At 72.9% G+C, this 18,250-nt stretch carries 16 protein-coding genes and 2 pseudogenes; 6 read left to right on the top strand and 12 right to left on the bottom strand.

The window, feature by feature from the left end; translation table 11 throughout:
* The 7 genes from VIM19_01335 to dacB form a co-directional block, all read right to left on the bottom strand.
* Positions 1-1,248, bottom strand: a 1,248-nt coding sequence (locus VIM19_01335) for a phosphatidylglycerol lysyltransferase domain-containing protein (protein ID HEY5183557.1), incomplete at its 3' end; no start/stop codon positions are given.
* 38 nt (positions 1,249-1,286) lie between these two features.
* Positions 1,287-1,898 (bottom strand): GTP cyclohydrolase I FolE, encoded by a 612-nt coding sequence (folE, locus tag VIM19_01340; protein HEY5183558.1) that lies wholly within the window; start codon positions 1,896-1,898, stop codon positions 1,287-1,289.
* 2 nt (positions 1,899-1,900) lie between these two features.
* On the bottom strand, positions 1,901-3,868 hold the full coding sequence (gene ftsH / locus VIM19_01345) for an ATP-dependent zinc metalloprotease FtsH (protein ID HEY5183559.1): 1,968 nt from the start codon (positions 3,866-3,868) through the stop codon (positions 1,901-1,903).
* Between the two features lie 126 nt (positions 3,869-3,994).
* Positions 3,995-4,552 carry a hypoxanthine phosphoribosyltransferase gene (hpt, locus tag VIM19_01350; GenBank protein HEY5183560.1) on the bottom strand — a complete coding sequence of 186 codons (558 nt, stop codon included), beginning with the start codon at positions 4,550-4,552 and terminating at the stop codon, positions 3,995-3,997.
* 2 nt (positions 4,553-4,554) lie between these two features.
* Complete coding sequence (gene tilS, locus VIM19_01355; protein HEY5183561.1) at positions 4,555-5,556, bottom strand: tRNA lysidine(34) synthetase TilS; 1,002 nt, start codon at positions 5,554-5,556, stop codon at positions 4,555-4,557.
* A gap of 2 nt (positions 5,557-5,558) precedes the next feature.
* Positions 5,559-6,644, bottom strand: coding sequence for a zinc-dependent metalloprotease (locus VIM19_01360; GenBank protein HEY5183562.1), 1,086 nt, complete (start codon positions 6,642-6,644; stop codon positions 5,559-5,561).
* A 19-nt stretch (positions 6,645-6,663) separates the two neighbouring features.
* Entirely contained in the window at positions 6,664-8,265 is a 1,602-nt protein-coding gene (gene dacB / locus VIM19_01365) for a D-alanyl-D-alanine carboxypeptidase/D-alanyl-D-alanine-endopeptidase (protein ID HEY5183563.1), read from the bottom strand.
* Positions 8,266-8,341: 76 nt separating this feature from the next.
* On the opposite strand from dacB, the gene VIM19_01370 reads away from it, so the two are divergent.
* Entirely contained in the window at positions 8,342-8,833 is a 492-nt protein-coding gene (locus VIM19_01370) for an inorganic diphosphatase (GenBank protein HEY5183564.1), read from the top strand.
* Between the two features lie 10 nt (positions 8,834-8,843).
* Here VIM19_01370 and VIM19_01375 read toward each other — a convergent pair whose 3' ends face one another.
* Together VIM19_01375 and VIM19_01380 are read right to left on the bottom strand one after the other, a co-directional pair.
* Entirely contained in the window at positions 8,844-10,142 is a 1,299-nt protein-coding gene (locus tag VIM19_01375) for an NlpC/P60 family protein (protein HEY5183565.1), read from the bottom strand.
* Positions 10,143-10,310: 168 nt separating this feature from the next.
* The gene (locus tag VIM19_01380; GenBank protein HEY5183566.1) at positions 10,311-11,315 is read right to left on the bottom strand and encodes a sodium:calcium antiporter; all 1,005 of its coding nucleotides are present in this window, start codon (positions 11,313-11,315) and stop codon (positions 10,311-10,313) included.
* A gap of 203 nt (positions 11,316-11,518) precedes the next feature.
* Here VIM19_01380 and VIM19_01385 point away from each other — a divergent pair, with 203 nt between their 5' ends.
* On the top strand, positions 11,519-11,947 hold the full coding sequence (locus tag VIM19_01385) for an acyl-CoA thioesterase (protein HEY5183567.1): 429 nt from the start codon (positions 11,519-11,521) through the stop codon (positions 11,945-11,947).
* Here VIM19_01385 and VIM19_01390 read toward each other — a convergent pair.
* Complete coding sequence (locus tag VIM19_01390; protein ID HEY5183568.1) at positions 11,944-12,885, bottom strand: hypothetical protein; 942 nt, start codon at positions 12,883-12,885, stop codon at positions 11,944-11,946. The genes VIM19_01385 and VIM19_01390 overlap by 4 nt on opposite strands.
* 99 nt (positions 12,886-12,984) lie before the next feature.
* A complete protein-coding gene (locus VIM19_01395; GenBank protein HEY5183569.1) occupies positions 12,985-14,169 on the bottom strand; it encodes an acyl-CoA dehydrogenase family protein in 1,185 nt (394 codons plus the stop codon).
* Positions 14,170-14,267: 98 nt separating this feature from the next.
* On the opposite strand from VIM19_01395, the pseudogene VIM19_01400 reads away from it, so the two are divergent.
* From VIM19_01400 to VIM19_01415, 4 genes and pseudogenes are all read left to right on the top strand, one after another.
* Positions 14,268-14,677: pseudogene (locus tag VIM19_01400) on the top strand (TOBE domain-containing protein).
* A gap of 2 nt (positions 14,678-14,679) precedes the next feature.
* Positions 14,680-15,459, top strand: a complete 780-nt coding sequence (gene modA, locus VIM19_01405) for a molybdate ABC transporter substrate-binding protein (GenBank protein HEY5183570.1) — start codon at positions 14,680-14,682, stop codon at positions 15,457-15,459.
* A pseudogene (locus VIM19_01410) lies at positions 15,456-16,264 on the top strand (ABC transporter permease). Before modA ends, VIM19_01410 begins: the two are co-directional and overlap by 4 nt.
* Entirely contained in the window at positions 16,261-17,325 is a 1,065-nt protein-coding gene (locus tag VIM19_01415) for an ABC transporter ATP-binding protein (GenBank protein ID HEY5183571.1), read from the top strand. Before VIM19_01410 ends, VIM19_01415 begins: the two are co-directional and overlap by 4 nt.
* 388 nt (positions 17,326-17,713) lie before the next feature.
* Here the strand turns inward: VIM19_01415 and VIM19_01420 are convergent, their stop codons facing one another.
* Positions 17,714-18,031: a hypothetical protein gene (locus tag VIM19_01420; GenBank protein HEY5183572.1), complete on the bottom strand. Its 318-nt coding sequence runs from the start codon at positions 18,029-18,031 to the stop codon at positions 17,714-17,716.
* Positions 18,032-18,250: the final 219 nt, after the last annotated feature.

The following is an 18,250-nucleotide window of genomic DNA, read 5'->3' on the forward strand; positions in this document are numbered from 1 at the left end:
CCGGGCCGCGACCAGCACGCACTCCTCGTCCCCCGGGTCCCCGATCCGCCCCAGCGCCATCGAGAAGCCGCGCTCGGTGTCGCCGACCCGCCAGGTGTCCGCCTTCGCCCTGATCTCCTCGAGCTCCTCGGCCGGGACCTCGTGCAGCCGGCGGGCCTCGCACACGTAGCCGGCCCGCCGGACCCGGTTGACCATCTGGCGCACGTTGCGCATGGCCCGGCCCTCGAGGGTGAAGCCGTCCACGTCGACGATCGCCTCGTCGCCGATCTCGAGCGCCTCCAGGCCGGCCTCGCGGCACCACACCTCGGCGCCGGTCTCGCTGCACGCGACCACGCCAGGGACCCACGCGTGGATCCTGGCCTCCTCGAGGAAGGCGGCGATCGCTCCCGGCCAGGCCTCCGGGTCACCCAGCGGGTCACCGCTGGCCAGCATCACCCCCGACGTCACCTGGTAGGCGATGCAGGACTTGCGGGACGACGACCACACCACGCTCTTGTCGCGGCGCAGCGCGAAGTAGCCCAGCGAGTCACGGCAGCCCTCCCGGTCGAGCAGCCGGCGCATGTCCTCCTCGTCGGTGGCGGACAGGAACGGCAGCGGTCGGGGCGAGCGCAGCAGCAGGAACAGGGTGACCCCAGCGGTGAGCAGGCCAAGACCGAGCAGCCCGTAGTACAGCGAGTCCGACGACGCGCTGTCGGTCGCGTCCAGCGGGGTGGGGATCCCGAAGAAGCCGAGCACCACCCAGCCGAAGGTCTTCGCGAGGCCCTCGGAACGCGCCGCAGGCGCCCGCAGGCCGTACACCAGGATGCTGCCGACCAGCAGGCTGACCAGGCCGAGCGCCACGAAGGCGCCCAGGGAGCTCCAGCGGGTGCGCGGGTCCCCGACCGCGTAGAACTCCCGCTGCAGCATGGCCAGCACGGTGGCCATGGCGAGCGAGACCCCAAACAGGATCCAGTTGGGCCCCTCCACCAGGTGCAGCACCGCGCTGCCCACGAGCAGCCCCAGGGTGAGCTGCCAGGCGCGGCGCTTGCGACGGGCGAGGGCGCCGGCGAGCAGGAGGAAGCCGACGCCCGCGACGACGACGCCCGCCCGGGAGGCGTTGGTGAACGCGCCGGGCAGGAAGTCGGCCAGCCCCTCCAGCCGGTGCCACACTGAGGGCAGCACCCCGGCCGCGATGTCCAGCAGGCCGATCAGGATGCTGACCCCCGCGGCCAGCCGGGGCGCCCAGGCGCGGTCCGTCTGCTGTTTCACGCCGCTCGGCACCGCCGCCCGTGCGCCAGCCACCATGCTCAGCGCCCTAGGATCAGGCTGATCGCCTCGGCCCGGGTGGCCGGGTCCCGCAGCTGGCCACGCACCGCAGAGGTGACCGTCTTCGCCCCGGGCTTGCGGACCCCCCGCATGGACATGCACAGATGCTCGCACTCGATCACCACGATCGCGCCACGCGGCTCGAGCAGCCGCACCAAGGAGTCCGCCACCTGGGTGGTCAGACGCTCCTGCACCTGCGGCCGCTTGGCGTAGACGTCGACCAGCCGGGCCAGTTTGGACAGACCGGTGATCCGGCCGTCCACGCTGGGGATGTAGCCGACGTGGGCCACCCCGAAGAAGGGCACCAGGTGGTGCTCGCACTGGCTGTAGACCTCGATGTCCCGCACCAGGACCATCTCGTCGTGGCCCAGGTCGAAGGTCGTGGTCAGCACGTCCTCGGCGGTCTGCCACAGCCCGGCGAACAGCTCGCCGTACATCCGGGCGACCCGCGCGGGTGTCTCGCGCAGCCCGTCGCGGTCGGGGTCCTCACCGACCGCGAGCAGCAGCTCGCGGACCGCAGCCTCGGCGCGACCCTGGTCATAGGCCCGGCTGACGGTGGCTCCCGTCGACCCGGGGACGACGGGATCGGTCACCGTCAGTCGACCCGGCTCTCGTCGACCGGTACCGACACCCCGCTGCCGGTCGAGCCGTTCGGGGACGACCCGTTGGCCCCGTTGTGCTCCTTCGGCGAGCTGACCGGGGGGCGGTCGGACACCGGACGACGGTCGGAGGACAGCCAGATCGGCCGCTGCGGGAGCTTCTGCACCGGCGTGAAGATCGCCGCGACCTCGGCCTTGTCGAGGGTCTCCCGCTCGAGCAGCTGCAGCACCAGGGCATCGAGCACGTCGCGGTTCTCGACCAGGATCTCCCAGGCCTCGTCGTGCGCGTTCTCGATCAGCCGACGGACCTCCTCGTCGACGATCTCGGCGATGCCCTCGGAGTAGTCCCGGATGTGGCCCATGTCCCGGCCCAGGAACACCTCCTGGTTCTCCTGGCCGAGCCGGATCGCTCCCACCCGCTCGCTCATGCCGTACTGCATGACCATGGCGCGCGCGACCTGGGTGGCCTTCTCGATGTCGTTGGCCGCGCCGGTCGTGGGATCGTGGAAGACGAGCTCCTCGGCTACCCGGCCGCCCAGCATGTAGGCCAGCTGGTCGAGCATCTCGTTGCGCGTGGTCGAGTACTTGTCCTCGTCGGGGAGGACCATCGTGTAGCCCAGCGCCCGGCCGCGCGGCAGGATCGTGACCTTGTGCACCGGGTCGGTGTTGCGCAGCGCCGCCGCCACCAGGGCGTGCCCGCCCTCGTGGTAGGCGGTGATCTTCTTCTCCTTGTCGTTCATCAGCCGGGACCGCTTCTGCGGCCCGGCCACGACCCGGTCGATCGCCTCGTCGAGGGTGCCGTTGTCGATCAGCTTGCCGTTGCCGCGGGCAGTGAGCAGCGCCGCCTCGTTCAGCACGTTGGCCAGGTCGGCGCCGGTGAAGCCTGGGGTGCGCCGGGCCACGGCCAGCAGGTCGACGCCCTCGTTGAGCGGCTTGCCCTTGGCGTGCACCTTGAGGATCGCGTGGCGGCCCAGGAGGTCCGGCCGCTCGACGGCGATCTGCCGGTCGAACCGGCCGGGGCGAAGCAACGCGGGGTCCAGGATGTCCGGCCGGTTGGTCGCGGCGATCAAGATTACGCCGCCCCTGACGTCGAAGCCGTCCATCTCGACGAGCAGCTGGTTCAGGGTCTGCTCGCGCTCGTCGTGGCCGCCACCGAGCCCGGCACCGCGGTGCCGGCCCACGGCGTCGATCTCGTCGACGAAGACGATCGCAGGGGCGTTGGCCTTGGCCTGCTCGAACAGGTCGCGGACCCGGCTGGCGCCGACACCCACGAACATCTCGACGAAGTCCGAGCCGGATATCGAGTAGAACGGCACACCGGCCTCGCCGGCCACCGCGCGGGCCAGCAGCGTCTTGCCGGTGCCTGGCGGGCCGTAGAGGAGCACTCCCTTGGGGATCTTCGCGCCCACCGCCTGGAACTTGGCGGGCTCCTGCAGGAACTCCTTGATCTCCTCGAGCTCCTCGACCGCTTCGTCGACACCGGCCACGTCGGCGAACGTCGTCTGCGGCATGTCCTTGGTGGCCAGCTTGGCCTTGGACTTGCCGAAGCTCATGACCTTCGAGCCGCCGCCTTGCATCTGGTTCATCAGGAAGAAGAACAGCAAGACGATGATCGCGATGGGCAGCAGGCTCACCATCAAGGTGACCAGGACGCTCTGCTGCGGGTTGATCTCGTTGAAGCCCTCGGCCGGCGGCTTCTGGCGCAGCTGCGAGGCGATGTAGTCACCCGTGGACGGGATGTACTGCGAGGTGACCTGGCTGCCGTCCTTGAGGGTCAGCTCGACCCGCTGTTGCCCGTCGATGAGCTTGGCCGACTTGACGTTGCCCGCAGCGATGTCCGCGAGCACCGTGGAGGTGTCGACGGTCTTGGCGCCGGCCGACGACGAGAACAGCTGGGCGCCCACCAGCAAGGTGAGCACCCCGATGGTGATCCAGAACAGCGGACCACGGAAGTAACGCCTCACATCATGACGGGGCGGGAGCGCCCCTCCTCCTGATCAACGGTTGGCCGGCTCCGGAACGCACGTCCGGGAAGACGACGGTACACCGGGAACGTGGGAGCCGGAGCGGCTGTTCCCCCCGGCCCCCGCTCAGCGGCCGGAGTAGACGTGCGGGGCGAGGGTGCCCACGAACGGCAGGTTCCGGTACTGCTCGGCGTAGTCCAGGCCGTAGCCCACGACGAACTCGCTGGGGATGTCGAAGCCCACATAACGGACGTCGACCGGTACCTGGGCGGCGTCCGGCTTGCGCAGCAGGGTGCACACCTCGACCGACTCCGGCCCGCGCGAGCGCAGGTTGAGCAGCAGCCAGGACAGGGTCAGCCCGCTGTCGATGATGTCCTCGACCACGAGGACGTGCTTCCCGGTGATGTCCCGGTCCAGGTCCTTGAGGATCCGGACCACCCCGGAGGACTTGGTGCCGGCGCCGTAGGAGGAGACCGCCATCCAGTCCATGGTCACCGGCAGGTGCAGGGCCCTGGACAGGTCGGCCATGACCATGACGGCGCCCTTGAGGACGCCGATGAGCAGCAGGTCCCGCTCCGCGTAGTCCGCGTCGATCGAGGCGGCCAGCTCCGCGATCCGCTGCTGGATCTGCTCCTCGGTGACGAGCACGCGGGCCAGGTCGGCGCCGAGGTCGCTCTCCTCCACAGCTACTCCTTCGGGTCGGGCTGCTGCTCGTGGGCCCGGTGCAGCAGCAGCCTGCCACAGGCCCGCTCGCCGCTGACACCGCCCGGCAGGGCGACCGCCTGCTGGCCGTGCCAGCGGGTCACCAGCGCGTCCAGCGCCTGGATGTGCACCTGGCCGACCGCCCCGGCTGGGGCGCCGGCGGCGACCGCGGCGGCCCGCAGCACCCGACCGCGGACGGCGGCCGGCAACCCGGCCAGCACGTCGACGTCCAGGCTGCCGTCCGGGCCGGCGGCCGCCACGGACGCCGCGGCGGCCCACTCGTCGAGGGCCTCGGCGTCCTCACGGCACAGCGCGGCGGTTCGGGCCAGCGCCTCGCGCACCCCGGGACCCAGCGCCTCGACCAGGGCGGGCAGGGCCTCCTGCCGCACCCGGACCCGCGCGAAGCGGGGCTCGTCGTTGTGCGGGTCGTCCCACGGGGCCAGCCCCTGGGCCGCGCACGCGCCCCGGGTGGTCTCGCGCGCGACCGCGAGCAGCGGACGGCGGTAGCGGCCGGACGCGGGCGCCATGCCGGACAGCGAGCGGCTGCCGGACCCGCGGGCCAGCCGCAGCAGGACGGTCTCGGCCTGGTCGTCCAGAGTGTGACCGAGCAGCACCGCGGCCGCGTCCAGCTCGGCGGCAGCGTGGCCCAGGGCCGCGTACCGGGCGCTCCTCGCGGCCGCCTCGGGGCCGCCGTCGGTGCCCACGCGCACGGTGAGCACCCGCACCGGGGCCAGCCCCAGCGACTCCAGCCGGCTGGCCACCGAGCGGGAGTGCTGAGCCGACCCGGGCTGCAGCCCGTGGTCGACGACGAGCGCCCCGCCGCGCAGCCCGGCCCTGGGCGCCTCGAAGGCCAGCGCGGCGGCCAGGGCGAGCGAGTCCGCGCCGCCGCTGCACGCGGCCAGGACGAGCGCGCCGCCGCGCAGCCCGGTGAGCGCGGCCCGCACGGCCGAGCGGACCTCGGCCACCGCCGGGTGCGGGCCGCCCACGGTCAGGCCAGCGCCGGGCCGTGCGCCCGGTCCACCCAGGTCTGCGGGTCGAGGATCTCCTCGGCCGACGGCAGCATCTCCGGCGCGTCCCACACCCGGTTGAACCCTTCCATGCCGACCCGGTCCACCACCCCACGCACGAACGCGGCGCCGTCGCGGTACTGGCGCATCTTGGCGTCCAGGCCGATCAGCCGCCGGATCGCCAGCTCGGCGCGGCCGGGGTGCTCGCGGCGGCGCTGGAACGCGGTCCGGATCTGCTCGACGGTGGGCACGACCGTCGGGCCGACGCCGTCCATGACGACGTCCGCATGGCCCTCGAGCAGGGACATCACGGCGGTGAGCCGGTCCAGCTGGGCCCGTTGCTCCGGCGTCTGCACCGCCTCGGCGAGCGACGGCCCGTCGGTGCCGCGCGCCGCGGAGGCGACCGCGACGGCGGCGGCCCGCAGCCGCTCGGCCACTGCGGCCGGGTCGGTCTCGATCGAGCCCATGAGCGAGCTGATGCCGTCGACCAGGTGCCCTCTCAGCCAGGGCACGGCGGCGAACTGCACCCGGTGGGTCTCCTCGTGCAGGCAGACCCACATCCGGAAGTCGTCCGGGTCGACGTCGAGCTCCTGCTCGACCTGCACGATGTTCGGGGCCACCAGCAGCAGCCGGCCCGGCCGGTCGCCGTCCGGGCCTCCTGGCGGGAACATCTCGTACTGCCCGAGCACCTTGCTGGACATCCAGGCCAGCCCCCCGCCGAGCTCCAGCGCCGTGACCCTGGCTCCGACCGCACGCAGCGGCCCGGGGGTGCCGGCGCGCACCAGCCGGTGCGCGATCGGGTCCAGCAGGTGCCGGATCCCCTCGGCGTTGGAGCGCAGCCACTCGGTGCGGTCGACCACGGCCACCGGAGCGTCGGCCGCCGGGGCGTCCAGCCGGCTGTAGGACCGCACGTGCGAGCGGGCCTCGATAGCCAGGTCCCGCAGCTGTGAGACGGCGGCGCGCGCGTCCTCCCGCGGCAGCTGGGGGCCCGGCCGCACCAGCCGGACACCGGCGGCGACGGCGAGATCCCAGTCGACCAGCGCGGCGGAGCCGTCGGGTTCGGTCATGCCCTCACGGTACGGGGGGTCACGACCCGGTGGGAGACGCCGTTGCGGACGCCGCTGGGGAGGACGGGGAGGACGGGGGGGAGGCTGCGGGCGCCGCCCCGCAGCCGCAGCCGGCCACGGCTGCGGCCAGCCGGTCCAGCGCCGCCCGGTTCTCCAGTGCGGCCCCGGGGGTGAAGCCGCTGCTGAGGAAGGCGAAGCCGAGCAGCCGGCCGTCGGCGTCCAGCACGGTGCCGGCCAGGGTGCCCACCGAGCTCAGCGTGCCGGTCTTGGCGCGCAGCACCCCGGCGGCCGACCGGGTGGCCGCCCCGGCGAAGCGGTCGTCCAGGGTGCCGGTGAACCCGGCCACCGGCAGCCCGGTGAGCACCGGGCGCAGCTCGGGGTGCTTGGCCTGCGCCACGACCGACAGCACGGCGGTCAGCACCTCGGCCGGGATCAGGTCGGTGCGGGCCAGCCCGCTGGTGTCGTACAGCCGGACGCCGTCGGTGGGCACCCCGAGCGCGGCGACCTCGCCGATGACCGACTGCGCCGCTCCAGCGAAGTCAGCGGTCGCGCCGGACCCGACGGCCACCAGGTGGCCGAGCGCCTCGGCCAGGTCGTCGTCGGACAGGGTGAGCATCTGCGCGACGAGGTCGGCCACCGGCGGCGAGGACACCGCGGCCAGCCGGGTGCCCGGCGCGGGCAGGCTGGCCGCCGGTGTGGCGGAGGCCGGGCCGCTCGCCGAGGGGCTCGTCGAGGGGCTCGTCGACGGGGACGCCGGCCCGGACGGGGCCGGCGGCGCCTGGTCGGGGCTGGGCGCCTGGGCGACCGTGACGCCGGCGTCCGCGAGCAGGGTCGCGAAGGTGCGGGCCGCGGCGGCCGGCGGGTCGCTCACCCGCGGCCCGATGCCGGCCTGCTCGGTACCCACCCGGCCCTCGCGCACGGCCAGGGCCGTGACGGGGGCGATCACGCCGGAGGCCACGTACTCCGCCGGCCAGGCCGGTGAGGTGGTCTGCTTGGTGAACAGCGAGGTGTCGTAGCCGAGGGTCACCCGGGTGACGCCCCTGGCCTTCAGCGCAGCGGCGGTGCTGCTGGCGAGGTCGACGAGCGAGGCGGGAGCGGTCGGCCCCGGCGCCAGTTTGGTCGCCACCAGGGTGGGGTCGCCGCCGCCGACCAGCACGATCCGGTTCGGGGTCGACCCCACGACCACCGTGGTCTGCAGCCGGTGTTCTGGTCCCAGCCGGCTCAGCGCGGCCGCCGCCGTGAGCAGCTTGGTGGTGGACGCCGGGGTCTGCCCGGTGCCAGCGTCCTGGCCATACAGGAGGGCGCCGGAGGCGAGGTCGACGACCGCGAGCCCCAGTCGGTCGCCCAGCGCGGGGACGCCAAGCAGCGGGGTCAGCCGGGCGGCCAGACCGGCCTCGGTGGGCACCGGACCGGTGTCGCCCGTCGGTGGCAGAACCGCTGCGGCCGCCGCCATCGAGGGGCTGCCGCTGGGCGCCGCAGTGGTGCTGGCGCCCTCTCGCTGCAGGATCGGCAGCCGGCCGAGCAGGGCCAGCGTGACCGCCGCCGCGGTCACCAGCACGAGCACGCCGACCAGCGCGTACCTCAGGCCGTGGCCGCGCCGGCGTCGGTAGCCACGCCGCACGTCGGTGCCGCCCTTCGTCGTTCGCCTCGGATGCGGAAGGATAGGTGACGATCGACCACTACCCGGAAGGAACCCCGTGGACTTCGACGTCACCATCGAGATCCCCAAAGGATCGCGCAACAAGTACGAGATCGACCACGCCACGGGTCGCATGAAGCTCGACCGGACACTGTTCACCGCCACCCAGTACCCGGCGGACTACGGCTTCATCGACAACACCCTGGGCCTGGACAGCGACCCGCTGGACGCCCTCGTGCTGCTGCAGGAGCCCACCTTCCCCGGCTGCCTCATCCACTGCCGGGCGATCGGCATGTACCGGATGACCGACGAGGCCGGCCGTGACGACAAGGTGCTGTGCGTCCCGGCCAACGACCCGCGGCAGGAGCACCTGCGTGACATCCACCACGTCCCGGAGTTCGAGCGGCTGGAGATCGAGCACTTCTTCTCGGTCTACAAGGACCTCGAGCCGGGCAAGTCGGTCGAGGGCGCCACCTGGGCGGGGCGGGTCGAGGCCGAGGCGGAGATCGAGGCCTCCTACCGGCGGCGGCGGGAGCACCCGCAGCACTGACCAGAGCGGCTCAGGGCCGGGCGAACCCGAAGAGACTGGGCCGGTCGATGCTCGAGATGCGCACCACCGAACCGGTGTAGGGCGCCTCGATCATCTGCCCGCCGCCGATGTAGATGCCGACGTGGTAGATCGACTGGTAGTCGTTGGGGTTGGTGCCGAAGAACACCAGGTCACCGGGGCGCAGCTGGTCCCGGCTGACCTTGAGGCCCTGCGCGTACTGCGCAGCCGCGTAGTGCGGCATCGAGACCCCGGCGGCCTGCCAGGCCGCCATGGTCAGCCCGGAGCAGTCCCAGGTGTTGGGTCCGGCGGCGGCCCACACGTAGGCGTCACCGAGGTGGGCTCGGGCGAACGCCACCGCGGCCACGCCGTCGGCGGCGGTCCCGCTCGAGCTGCCGCCCGGTCCCGGGGCGATGCCGGTGCCGGCTGGACTGCCGGTGGAGGGGCCCGACCCTGAGCCACCACCGGAGCTGGTGCTCCGGGCGCTCGCGGCCCGTGCGGCCGCCTGCTGGCGGGCCAGCTCGGCGGCCCGGGCCGCCTTCTCCCTGGCGATGCGGGCCAGCCCGGCCTGTCGGGCCGCCGTCAGCTGGCTGGAGCGGGCCTGCAGCGCCGCGAGCTGCCGGCTCAGCGCGGCCGTGTCGGCGGTGAGCTGCTGCACCTGGCCGGCCTGGGCGCTGACCTTGGCCTCGACGGTCGCCTTGGCGACCCGGGCCTTGTCGGCGGCCTGCTGGACGGCGGCCAGCGCACTGCTGGCCTGCTTGTCCAGGACCTGCGTGACCACCTGCTGGGCGCGGACCCGGTCCAGGACGGCGTCCTGCCGGTTGGCCAGCACCTGCATGGTCGAAGCAGCACCGAGCAGCCCGTCCGGGCTGCTGCCGGTGAGGAAGGCCGCGAAGGTCGCGAGCGAGCCGCCGGACTTGTAGGCCGCAGCGCCGAGCTCGCCGACCTGCTGGCGGGCGGCGGCCAGGTCGGCCTGCGCGGTGGCGGCGGCCCGGCCCGCCGCGGCGGACTGCTGCTGGGCCTGCTGCAGCGCGTACAGGGCGCCGTCGTACGCCTCGGCGGCCTGCCCCACGGCGACCCCGAGGGCCTCCAGCTGGGCCTGCGACTGAGCCAGCTGGGCCTCCAGGACGCCGACCTGCTGGGCGGTGGACCCGACGGCGGCGTTGGCCTTGGCGACGTCCTGGGCGGAGGGCAGGGTGTTCGGGTCGGCGGAGGCGGCCGGGCCGGCCAGCAAGGTCAGCGCCACGGCGAGGACCGCGACCAGCGCGGTGGCCCGGCCACCGCGTGCGGTCCTGGTCGTCCGGCTGCGCAAACCTGCTCCCCGAAGGTAGGGCGCCGTCCTGCGCGGACAGCACGTGCGGCACAACGGTCACCGAGGCTAGCCCGGGCAAACCCCGGGAGTCACCCCTTTCCCACAATTCACCCTCGTCACATCGGCGTGTCGACTTGACCGATCCGTCCGAGCCGATCCACGCCGGTCTCAGACCCCGAGAAACGCCAGTCCCACGGCGAAGGCGCCGTAGAACACCGCGGTGAACGCCAGCCGGCCCGGCGTCAGCCGGTTGGTCCGGCCCAGCCAGCGCAGGTAGCCGATCGCGGCCACGGTGACCACGCCGGACAGCACCAGCGGCGCGGTGAACAGCCAGGGGGTGAACAGCAGGCCCAGCCCCGAGGGCACCGTGGCCTGGATCATCATGGCGCCGCTGATGTTGGCCAGGGCCAGCTGCGTCTTGCCCTGACGCACCCAGATCACCGCGTTCATGACCTCGGGCAGCTCGGTGGCGATCGGGGACAGCAGCAGCGCGGTGACCGCGGCGGGCAGGCCCAGCGCCGGCCCGGCCCACTCCAGCTGGCCGACGAAGACCTGCGAGGCCACGAAGATGACGGCCAGGGTCGCCAGGGTCTGGACGGCCACCGCCCAGCCCGACGGAGCCGCCCGGTGCGGCTGCAGCTTGAGCGGCTCGAGGTCGGCGTCGGTGTGGCCTTCGGTGTCAGCCCGCACCTCCCGGCGCAAGTACGCCCCGTACGCCGCGAAGAACAGCAGGCCCAGCCACGGCTTGAGTGCGAACGCCACCAGACCGAGCCCGACCTTGACCACGAAGATCACGAGGAACCAGGTCTGGTCGCTGACCAGGCGCAGCCGGTCGATGGTGCGCAGCGGGTTCGGACCGACGGTGGTCCGGTGCCGGATCAGCATCCAGCCCGTGACGCCGTAGGCGATCGTCGCCAGCACCAGCGGACCGCCCATGGCGGCCCCGATGCCGATCTGCTTGGAGCTCTCGGTCCCGCCGAGCGTGACGGCGACCAGCGTGACCACGCTCTCCGGCAGGGCGGTACCGATGGCGGCGAGCACGGTGCCGACGGCCAGCGTGCCCAGCTGGAGCCGGATCCCCAGCCACTCCACGGCGTTGACGAACCACTCGCAGGCCAGGTAGATCGCGACGGCGCAGCCGAGTAGCAGCAGCAGGTGCCCAGCGGTGGCCAAGGGACCTCTTCCCAGCCGTGGGCCGAGGCCACGGACCTCGACCCACGGCAGACGACGGACGTCTGTCGATCCGGTCGAAGGTCTCGCCCACCCGCTGGAGCGGGCCCGGTCACCGGGGGCGTGGTGGCACGCCCCAGCATGTCGACGACCGGCTACGAGGAGGGCTACTCCCCTTCAAACGGGCACACCCTACCGTGATCACCATGACCACTCGCGCGCACTACGCGCACCTCGCCGAGGTGCCGACCCGATGGGCGGACAACGACGTGTACGGGCACGTGAACAACGTCGAGTACTACTCGGTGTTCGACACGGTGATCAACAAGTGGCTGATCCGCGAGGGCGGCCTGGACATCCACCGGGGCCCGGTCATCGGCGTGTGCGCGGAGTCGCACTGCACGTTCCGCAGCGCCATCTCGTTCCCGCACACGATCCAGGCCGCGCTGCGGGTGGGGCACCTCGGCAGGTCCAGCGTGCGCTACGAGCTGGCCCTGTTCGACGAGGACGCCGAGCAGCCAGCGGCCACTGGCTGGTTCGTGCACGTGTTCGTCGACCGCCGGACGCGGCGACCCACGCCGCCACCGGAGGCGCTGCTCAGCGCCCTCGAGCGCCTCGTCATCGGCCAGAGCTAGGCCTGGTGCGGCAGGTCCTTGCCGAACGCGCAGAGCGCGAAGCGTGCTTCGGCCTGCTGGGTCTGGGCGAGGAAGGCCTCCCGCTCCTGCGGTGTCATGGTCGTGAAGGCGACCTTCAGCTTCTCGACCGACGCCGGGTCGCCGGGGTCGAACACCGTCGCGTCCGGAAGGGCCGGCATGGCCAGGCCGCGGTCCTGCGCGACGAACCCCGGGATGAGCGCTGCGAACGTGCTCACGGCGTCCACCCGTTCCTTCACCTGCTCAAGGGTGGTGAGCGGAGCGCTGCAGACGCAGACGAGCCGTGACATCTCGACCAGGAAGACCCAGTCGTCGCGGGTCATGAGCAGCTCGATCGCGCGCGGCGTGATCACGTCGCTCACGTACTTGCGATCGAGGGCCATGACCAGGAACCGCCGGTTGAATTCCTCACTCGCCAGCGTCCACTCCTTGACGAGGGGGCGGAGATAGGGGGGAAAGCGGCGCAGACTGACCGACAGCGGCGGCAGCGCGGCCGGAAGGTCGACGAGCACGAAGGAGGCGGGGGTGTCGGTGCCCGCACCGACGTAGTCGGGCGAGTTCGGCTGCAGGTTGGTGAACGTGTTGCCGAACCGCACCAGACGTCCGTCGACCTCGCCGGTGAACACGTTGACGTACCTGGTCTTCCCCACGCTGAAGTTGTCGTGCAGGAGCGTGCTCGCCTCGCCGGCGAAGGTGCGCGCCATCTCCCGGACGTAGTCCGCGACCACCTCGTCAGCCGGGGGGGCGCTGCTGGGCCCGGCCCACCCCGCAGCCGACGCGTGTGCGGCAAGCCCGGGGATCGGCTCAGCCTCGGCCTGCTCGCGCGCGACGAGCTGTTGCGTGGCCTTCGTCTTCTTCCGCTGTCCCCGGCGCGTGACGACACCGAAGAGGGACCAGAGCAGTGCAGCGACGATGAGCACCGCGAGGATGCCCAGCTCCCGGCTGAGTGAGTTCGTGTGGCCTCCGGGCCGGAACGTACACCCGGCCAAGGCAGCGCGGGCTCACATCCCCGGCTCCGCCTACTTCAGCAGCTTGCGGGCCATCACGATGCGCTGGACCTGGTTGGTGCCCTCGTAGATCTGGGTGATCTTCGCGTCCCGCATCATCCGCTCGACCGGGTAGTCCTTGGTGTACCCGTAGCCACCGAGCAGCTGGACGGCGTCGGTGGTGATCTCCATGGCGGCGTCCGAGGCGAAGCACTTGGCCGCCGAGGAGTAGAAGCCGGCGTCCGGGTCGCCGCGCTCGGCGCGCGCGGCGGCCGAGTAGGTCAGCTCGCGGGCGGCAACCAGCTTCATGCCCATGTCGGCGAGCATGAACTGCAGGCCCTGGAACTCGGCGATGGCCTTGCCGAACTGCTTGCGCTCCTTGACGTAGCCGAGCGCGAAGTCCAGCGCGCCCTGGGCGATGCCGATGGCCTGCGCCGCAATCGTCGGCCGCGTGTGGTCGAGCGTCGCGAGGGCGGTGGCGAACCCCGTGCCGGGGGCGCCGATGATGCGGTCGCCGGGCAGCCGGACCTTGTCGAAGTACAGCTCGCGGGTCGGCGAGCCCTTGATCCCCATCTTCTTCTCGGGGGCACCGAGGGTGAAGCCCTCGTCGTCTGCGTGCACGACGAACGCCGAGATGCCGCGCGAGCCGGCGTCGGGGTCGGTGACCGCCATGACCGTGTAGTACTTCGAGACGCCCGCGTTGGTGATCCAGCGCTTGACACCGTCGAGCACCCAGCCGTCGCCGTCCGGGACGGCGCGGGCGCGCATCGCCGCGGCGTCCGAGCCGGCCTCGGGCTCGGACAGCGCGTACGAGAACATCGCCTCGCCGCTCGCGACCAGCGGCAGGTAGCGGCTCTTGATCTCCTCCGAGCCGGACAGCAGCATCCCCATGGTGCCCAGCTTGTTCACCGCCGGGATCAGCGAGGACGACGCGCAGCCGCGCGCGACCTCTTCGATGACGATGCAGGCCGCGACCGCGTCGGCGCCGGCGCCCCCGTACGCCTCCGGGATGTGCACCGCGTGGAAGTCCGAGGCGACCAGCGCCTGGTAGACGTCCCACGGGAACTCGGCGGTCTCGTCGATCTCCCCGGCGCGCGGTGCGATCTTGTCCTCGACCAGTGCACGGACGGACTCACGGAGCAGGTCATGCTCCTCGGACAGGCGGTAAAGGTCGGTCACGGCTGCCTCCGGAATCGCAGTACGGCTCCCCGCCAGCATGCTCCCGTGGGCGCCGGGCGGACGCCGTGGGGTCACGATCCCCGCATCTGCGTCGACCAGGTCCTATTTCGCTCGTAATTGCGGAGGTATGGTACCGCATGACGCTGTTCCGGATCAGCGAGGCGGCCGCGCTGCTGCAGGTCAGCGACGACACCGTGCGGCGGTGGGCGGACGCCGGCCGGCTGACGCTGACCACCGACACGGGCGGCCGGCTGGCCGTCGAGGGCGCCGAGCTGGCCCGGGTCATGCAGGAGTCCGCGGCCGAGGGCGACCCCGGGAGGCGGCCCCGGTGGTGGCTTGGTCGGCGCGCAACCGGCTGCCCGGGATCGTCACCCGGGTCGTCACGGACACCGTATGGGCCCAGGTGGAGCTGCAGGTGGGCCCGCACCGGGTCGTGTCGCTGATGAGCCGCGAGGCGGCCGACGAGCTCGGCCTGGCACCCGGGGTGCTGGCCGTCACCTCGGTGAAGTCGACCAACGTCGGCATCGAGATCCCCGACCACCGCTGACCATGCGCCGGCTCCTCCTCAGCTCGGTCATCGCGGCCGGCGCCGTCCTGCTGGCCGGGTGCGGCAGCGGCAGCAGCCCGACGGCCGGTGCCTCCGGTTCCGCGGTCCTCAGCGGCACGCTCGAGGTGTTCGCGGCCGCGTCGCTGAAGGAGTCGTTCACCCGGCTGGGCAACGAGTTCCACGCCGCTCACCCGGGAGTGGACGTGGTGTTCAACTTCGGGCCGAGCAACGGGCTGGCCCTGCAGATCACCCAGGGTGCGCCGGCCGACGTCTTCGCCGCGGCCAGCACGGTCACGATGCAGACCGTCGTCCAGGCCGGCGATGCGAGCGACCCGAAGACCTTCGCGACGAACGTGCTCGAGGTCGCGATCCCGGTGGACAACCCGGCCGGCGTCACCGCGCTGGCCGACCTGACCAAACCGGGCGTGAAGGTCGCGGTCTGTCGGGCCCAGGTTCCGTGCGGGGCGGCCGACGCCCGGCTGTTCGCCATGAACCGGCTGACCGTGCACCCGGTCACCTACGAGGTGGACGTGAAGGCGGTACTCACCAAGGTGCAGCTCGGCGAGGTGGACGCCGGCCTCGTCTACACGACTGACGTACACGCAGCCGGGACGCGCGTGCACGCGGTGCCGATCCCGGCCGCCGACAACGTGTCCACCGCGTACCCGATCGCCGCGCTCACCGCGAGCCCGGACAAGTCCGCGGCGCAGGCGTTCGTCGCCTATGTGCTCTCCCCCACGGGCAAATCGGCGCTGGCCGCCGCCCGCTTCGGGCCGCCCTGACCGTGCGCACCCGAGGCGAGTGCCGACCGCCGTGGCTGCTCGTCGTCCCGGGGGCGGTCGGGGCGCTGTTCCTGGCGCTGCCGCTGGCCGGGCTGCTGTCCGCGGCCCCTGGGGCCACCTCGGCGAGCTGCTGACCTGGCCGGCCAGCCTGGCCGCGCTGCGGCTGTCGCTGGTGACGGCGACCGCGGCGACCGCCTTTTCGTTCGTCGTGGGAGTGCCGCTGGCCTGGCTGCTGGCCAGGGCGCCGTTCCGCGGCCGCGGGCTGGTGCGCGCGCGGGTGACGCTGCCTGTCGTGCTGCCGCCGGTGGTCGGTGGGGTGGCCCTGCTGCTGGCGTTCGGTCGCCGCGGGCTGGTCGGGAAGTACCTGTACGAGTGGACCGGGCTGTCGCTGCCGTTCACCACCGCCGGCGTGATCGTGGCCGAGACGTTCGTGGCCATGCCGTTCCTCGTCGTCACCGTCGAGGGGGCGCTGCGCGGCATGGACCGCCGACTGGAGGACGCCGCGGCGACGCTCGGCGCCAGCCGGCTGCTGGTGCTGCCCCGCGTCACCCTGCCCGCGATCGCGCCGTCACTGGTGGCCGGCGCGGTGCTCACCTGGGCTCGTGCTCTGGGCGAGTTCGGGGCGACGATCACCTTCGCGGGCAACTTCCCGGGCCGGACCCAGACCATGCCGCTCGCGGTGTACGTGGCGCTGGAGACCGACCTGGACGGCGCGATCGCGCTGAGCCTGGTGCTGCTCGTGGTCTCGGTGGCCGTGCTCGTGCTGCTGCGCGACCGCTGGCTCGGCGGCGGGGCGGCCGCGTGAGCGGGCTCGCCGCGCACGTCATCGCCACGCATGGGGGCTTCCAGCTGGACGTCGACGTCGAAGCCGCGCCCGGTGAGGTGCTCGGGATCCTCGGGCCGAACGGCGCGGGCAAGACCACCCTGCTGCGCGTGCTGTCCGGGCTCACGCCGCTGTCCGAGGGTCGGGTCGAGCTGTCCGGCCGGGTGCTCGACGACCCGACGGCGGACGTGTTCGTGCCGCCGGAACGTCGTCCGGTCGGGGTGGTGTTCCAGGACTACCTGCTGTTCCCACACCTGTCGGTGCTGGAGAACGTGGCCTTCTCGGCTCGGGCGCGTAGCGTGCCCAAGCAAAAGGCGCGTCGCCGGGCCACCGAGTGGCTCGACCGGCTGGGCGTGGCCGAGCTGGCCGGCCGGCGTCCGACCGAGCCGTCCGGCGGGCAGGCGCAACGGGTGGCGCTGGCCAGGGCGCTGGCCGGCGACCCGGGGCTGGTGCTGCTCGACGAGCCGCTCGCGGCACTGGGCGCGGGGACCCGGCTGACGGTGCGCACCGACCTGCGCCGGCACCTGGTGGGTTTCGGCGGCCCTGCCCTGCTCGTCACCCACGACCCGATCGAGGCCATGGTCCTGGCCGACCGTCTGCTCGTGATGGACGGCGGGCGCGCGGTGCAGCGCGGGACCCCGGCCGAGGTTGAGCCCGACGCCCGGGCACCGACTACGTGGCCCGGCTGGTCGGGCTCAACCTCTACCGCGGCACCGCCCGTGACGGCGCCATCGTCGTGGACGGCGGGGGCCTGCTGCACGCGGCCGACGTCCATGCCAGCGGACCGGTGTTCGTGGCCCTGCGGCCGGCGGCGGTGGCGCTGCACGCGAGCCGGCCGGAGGGCAGCCCGCGCAACGTGTGGGGGAGGGCCGGGTCGCCGGCCTGGAGCTGCTCGGGACCGGGTGCGCGGGCAGGTCGCCGGGTTGCCATCGGTGCTGGCCGACGTGACCCCGGCAGCGGTCGCGGAGCTGGGCCTGGTCGCCGACCGCGCCGTGTGGATCTCGGCGAAGGCCCGCGAGCTCGAGGTCTACCCGACGGCCTGATCCGCGCGGGGGGCTACGTCCGCGGCGTGCGCAGGGTCGCCGAGGTCGGCGCATACGGCGAGACCCACCTCGATCCCACGGACGGTCAGCAGCCGTGGCCGCGTGCCAGGCACGAAACGCTCGACCTCGGTTCCGTGCAAGTGCATCTTGGCGTAGGTCGTGGCGCTGCCGTCCACGCCGAACAGCAGCGCACCGAGGATCCGTCGGCCGCCGCCACGTCGAACCCAGGGTCACCGATCCCGTCGAGCTCGTAGCCGGTGAGGGACAGCTCCGGGAAGACCGCGAGCACCGCGCCCAGTCCGGCTGCCGCGCCCACCAGCCCGCGCGTGCGCGGTGGCGTTGACGGCGACGGCTCCGGCCACCGAGCAGCTCTGAGCCGCCGCAACGATCACTGGACCGAAAGCAGGGCTGAACGGGGTCGGGTCAAGGCGTAGGAGGCCGCGCCGGCAACGGCAGCGACGGTGAGCACCGCCGGCCAGGTGCCGATCAGGTGGCCGAGCGGGTGCGACAGCACGAACACAGCGAAGTACGTCAGACCGAGCACCCACATCGCGCGCTTGCCGGACAGCAGCCACCACAGCCGGGCGCACCACAGCCCGGCCAGGACGAGCACCACGCCGCCGAGGGCGCGCACGCCGGACAGCTGTGCCACGGCGAAGCCGAGAACCAGGGAACCAGCGGTGACCGCTGCGGTGAGTGCGCGCACCGGGTCAGGCTAGCCAAGCGGCCGACGTGGGTGGAGCGGGGGGGCGGGACCAGGTGGGGCGGAGCCTTCCGATGCGGCCGGGCATGGGGACGTGCGAGAGGACGCCGAACGCCGTGCCCACCGTCGCGAGGGGAACCGCCGGTAGCCCGACAGGCTCGGGGTGGTCGTCACGACCCAGCGCGTCCAGCCAGCTGGCGGTGCGGGCAAGCGACGTCTCGA

This window comes from Actinomycetes bacterium, assembly GCA_036510875.1.
Taxonomy (GTDB): domain Bacteria; phylum Actinomycetota; class Actinomycetes; order Prado026; family Prado026; genus DATCDE01.

Coding starts and splice junctions, on each gene's coding strand:
- VIM19_01360 (HEY5183562.1), bottom strand. CDS start 6,644: ATGACCGAACCCGACGGCTCCGCCGCGCTGGTCGACTGGGATCTCGCC.
- VIM19_01385 (HEY5183567.1), top strand. CDS start 11,519: ATGACCACTCGCGCGCACTACGCGCACCTCGCCGAGGTGCCGACCCGA.
- VIM19_01395 (HEY5183569.1), bottom strand. CDS start 14,169: ATGCTGGCGGGGAGCCGTACTGCGATTCCGGAGGCAGCCGTGACCGAC.
- modA (HEY5183570.1), top strand. CDS start 14,680: ATGCGCCGGCTCCTCCTCAGCTCGGTCATCGCGGCCGGCGCCGTCCTG.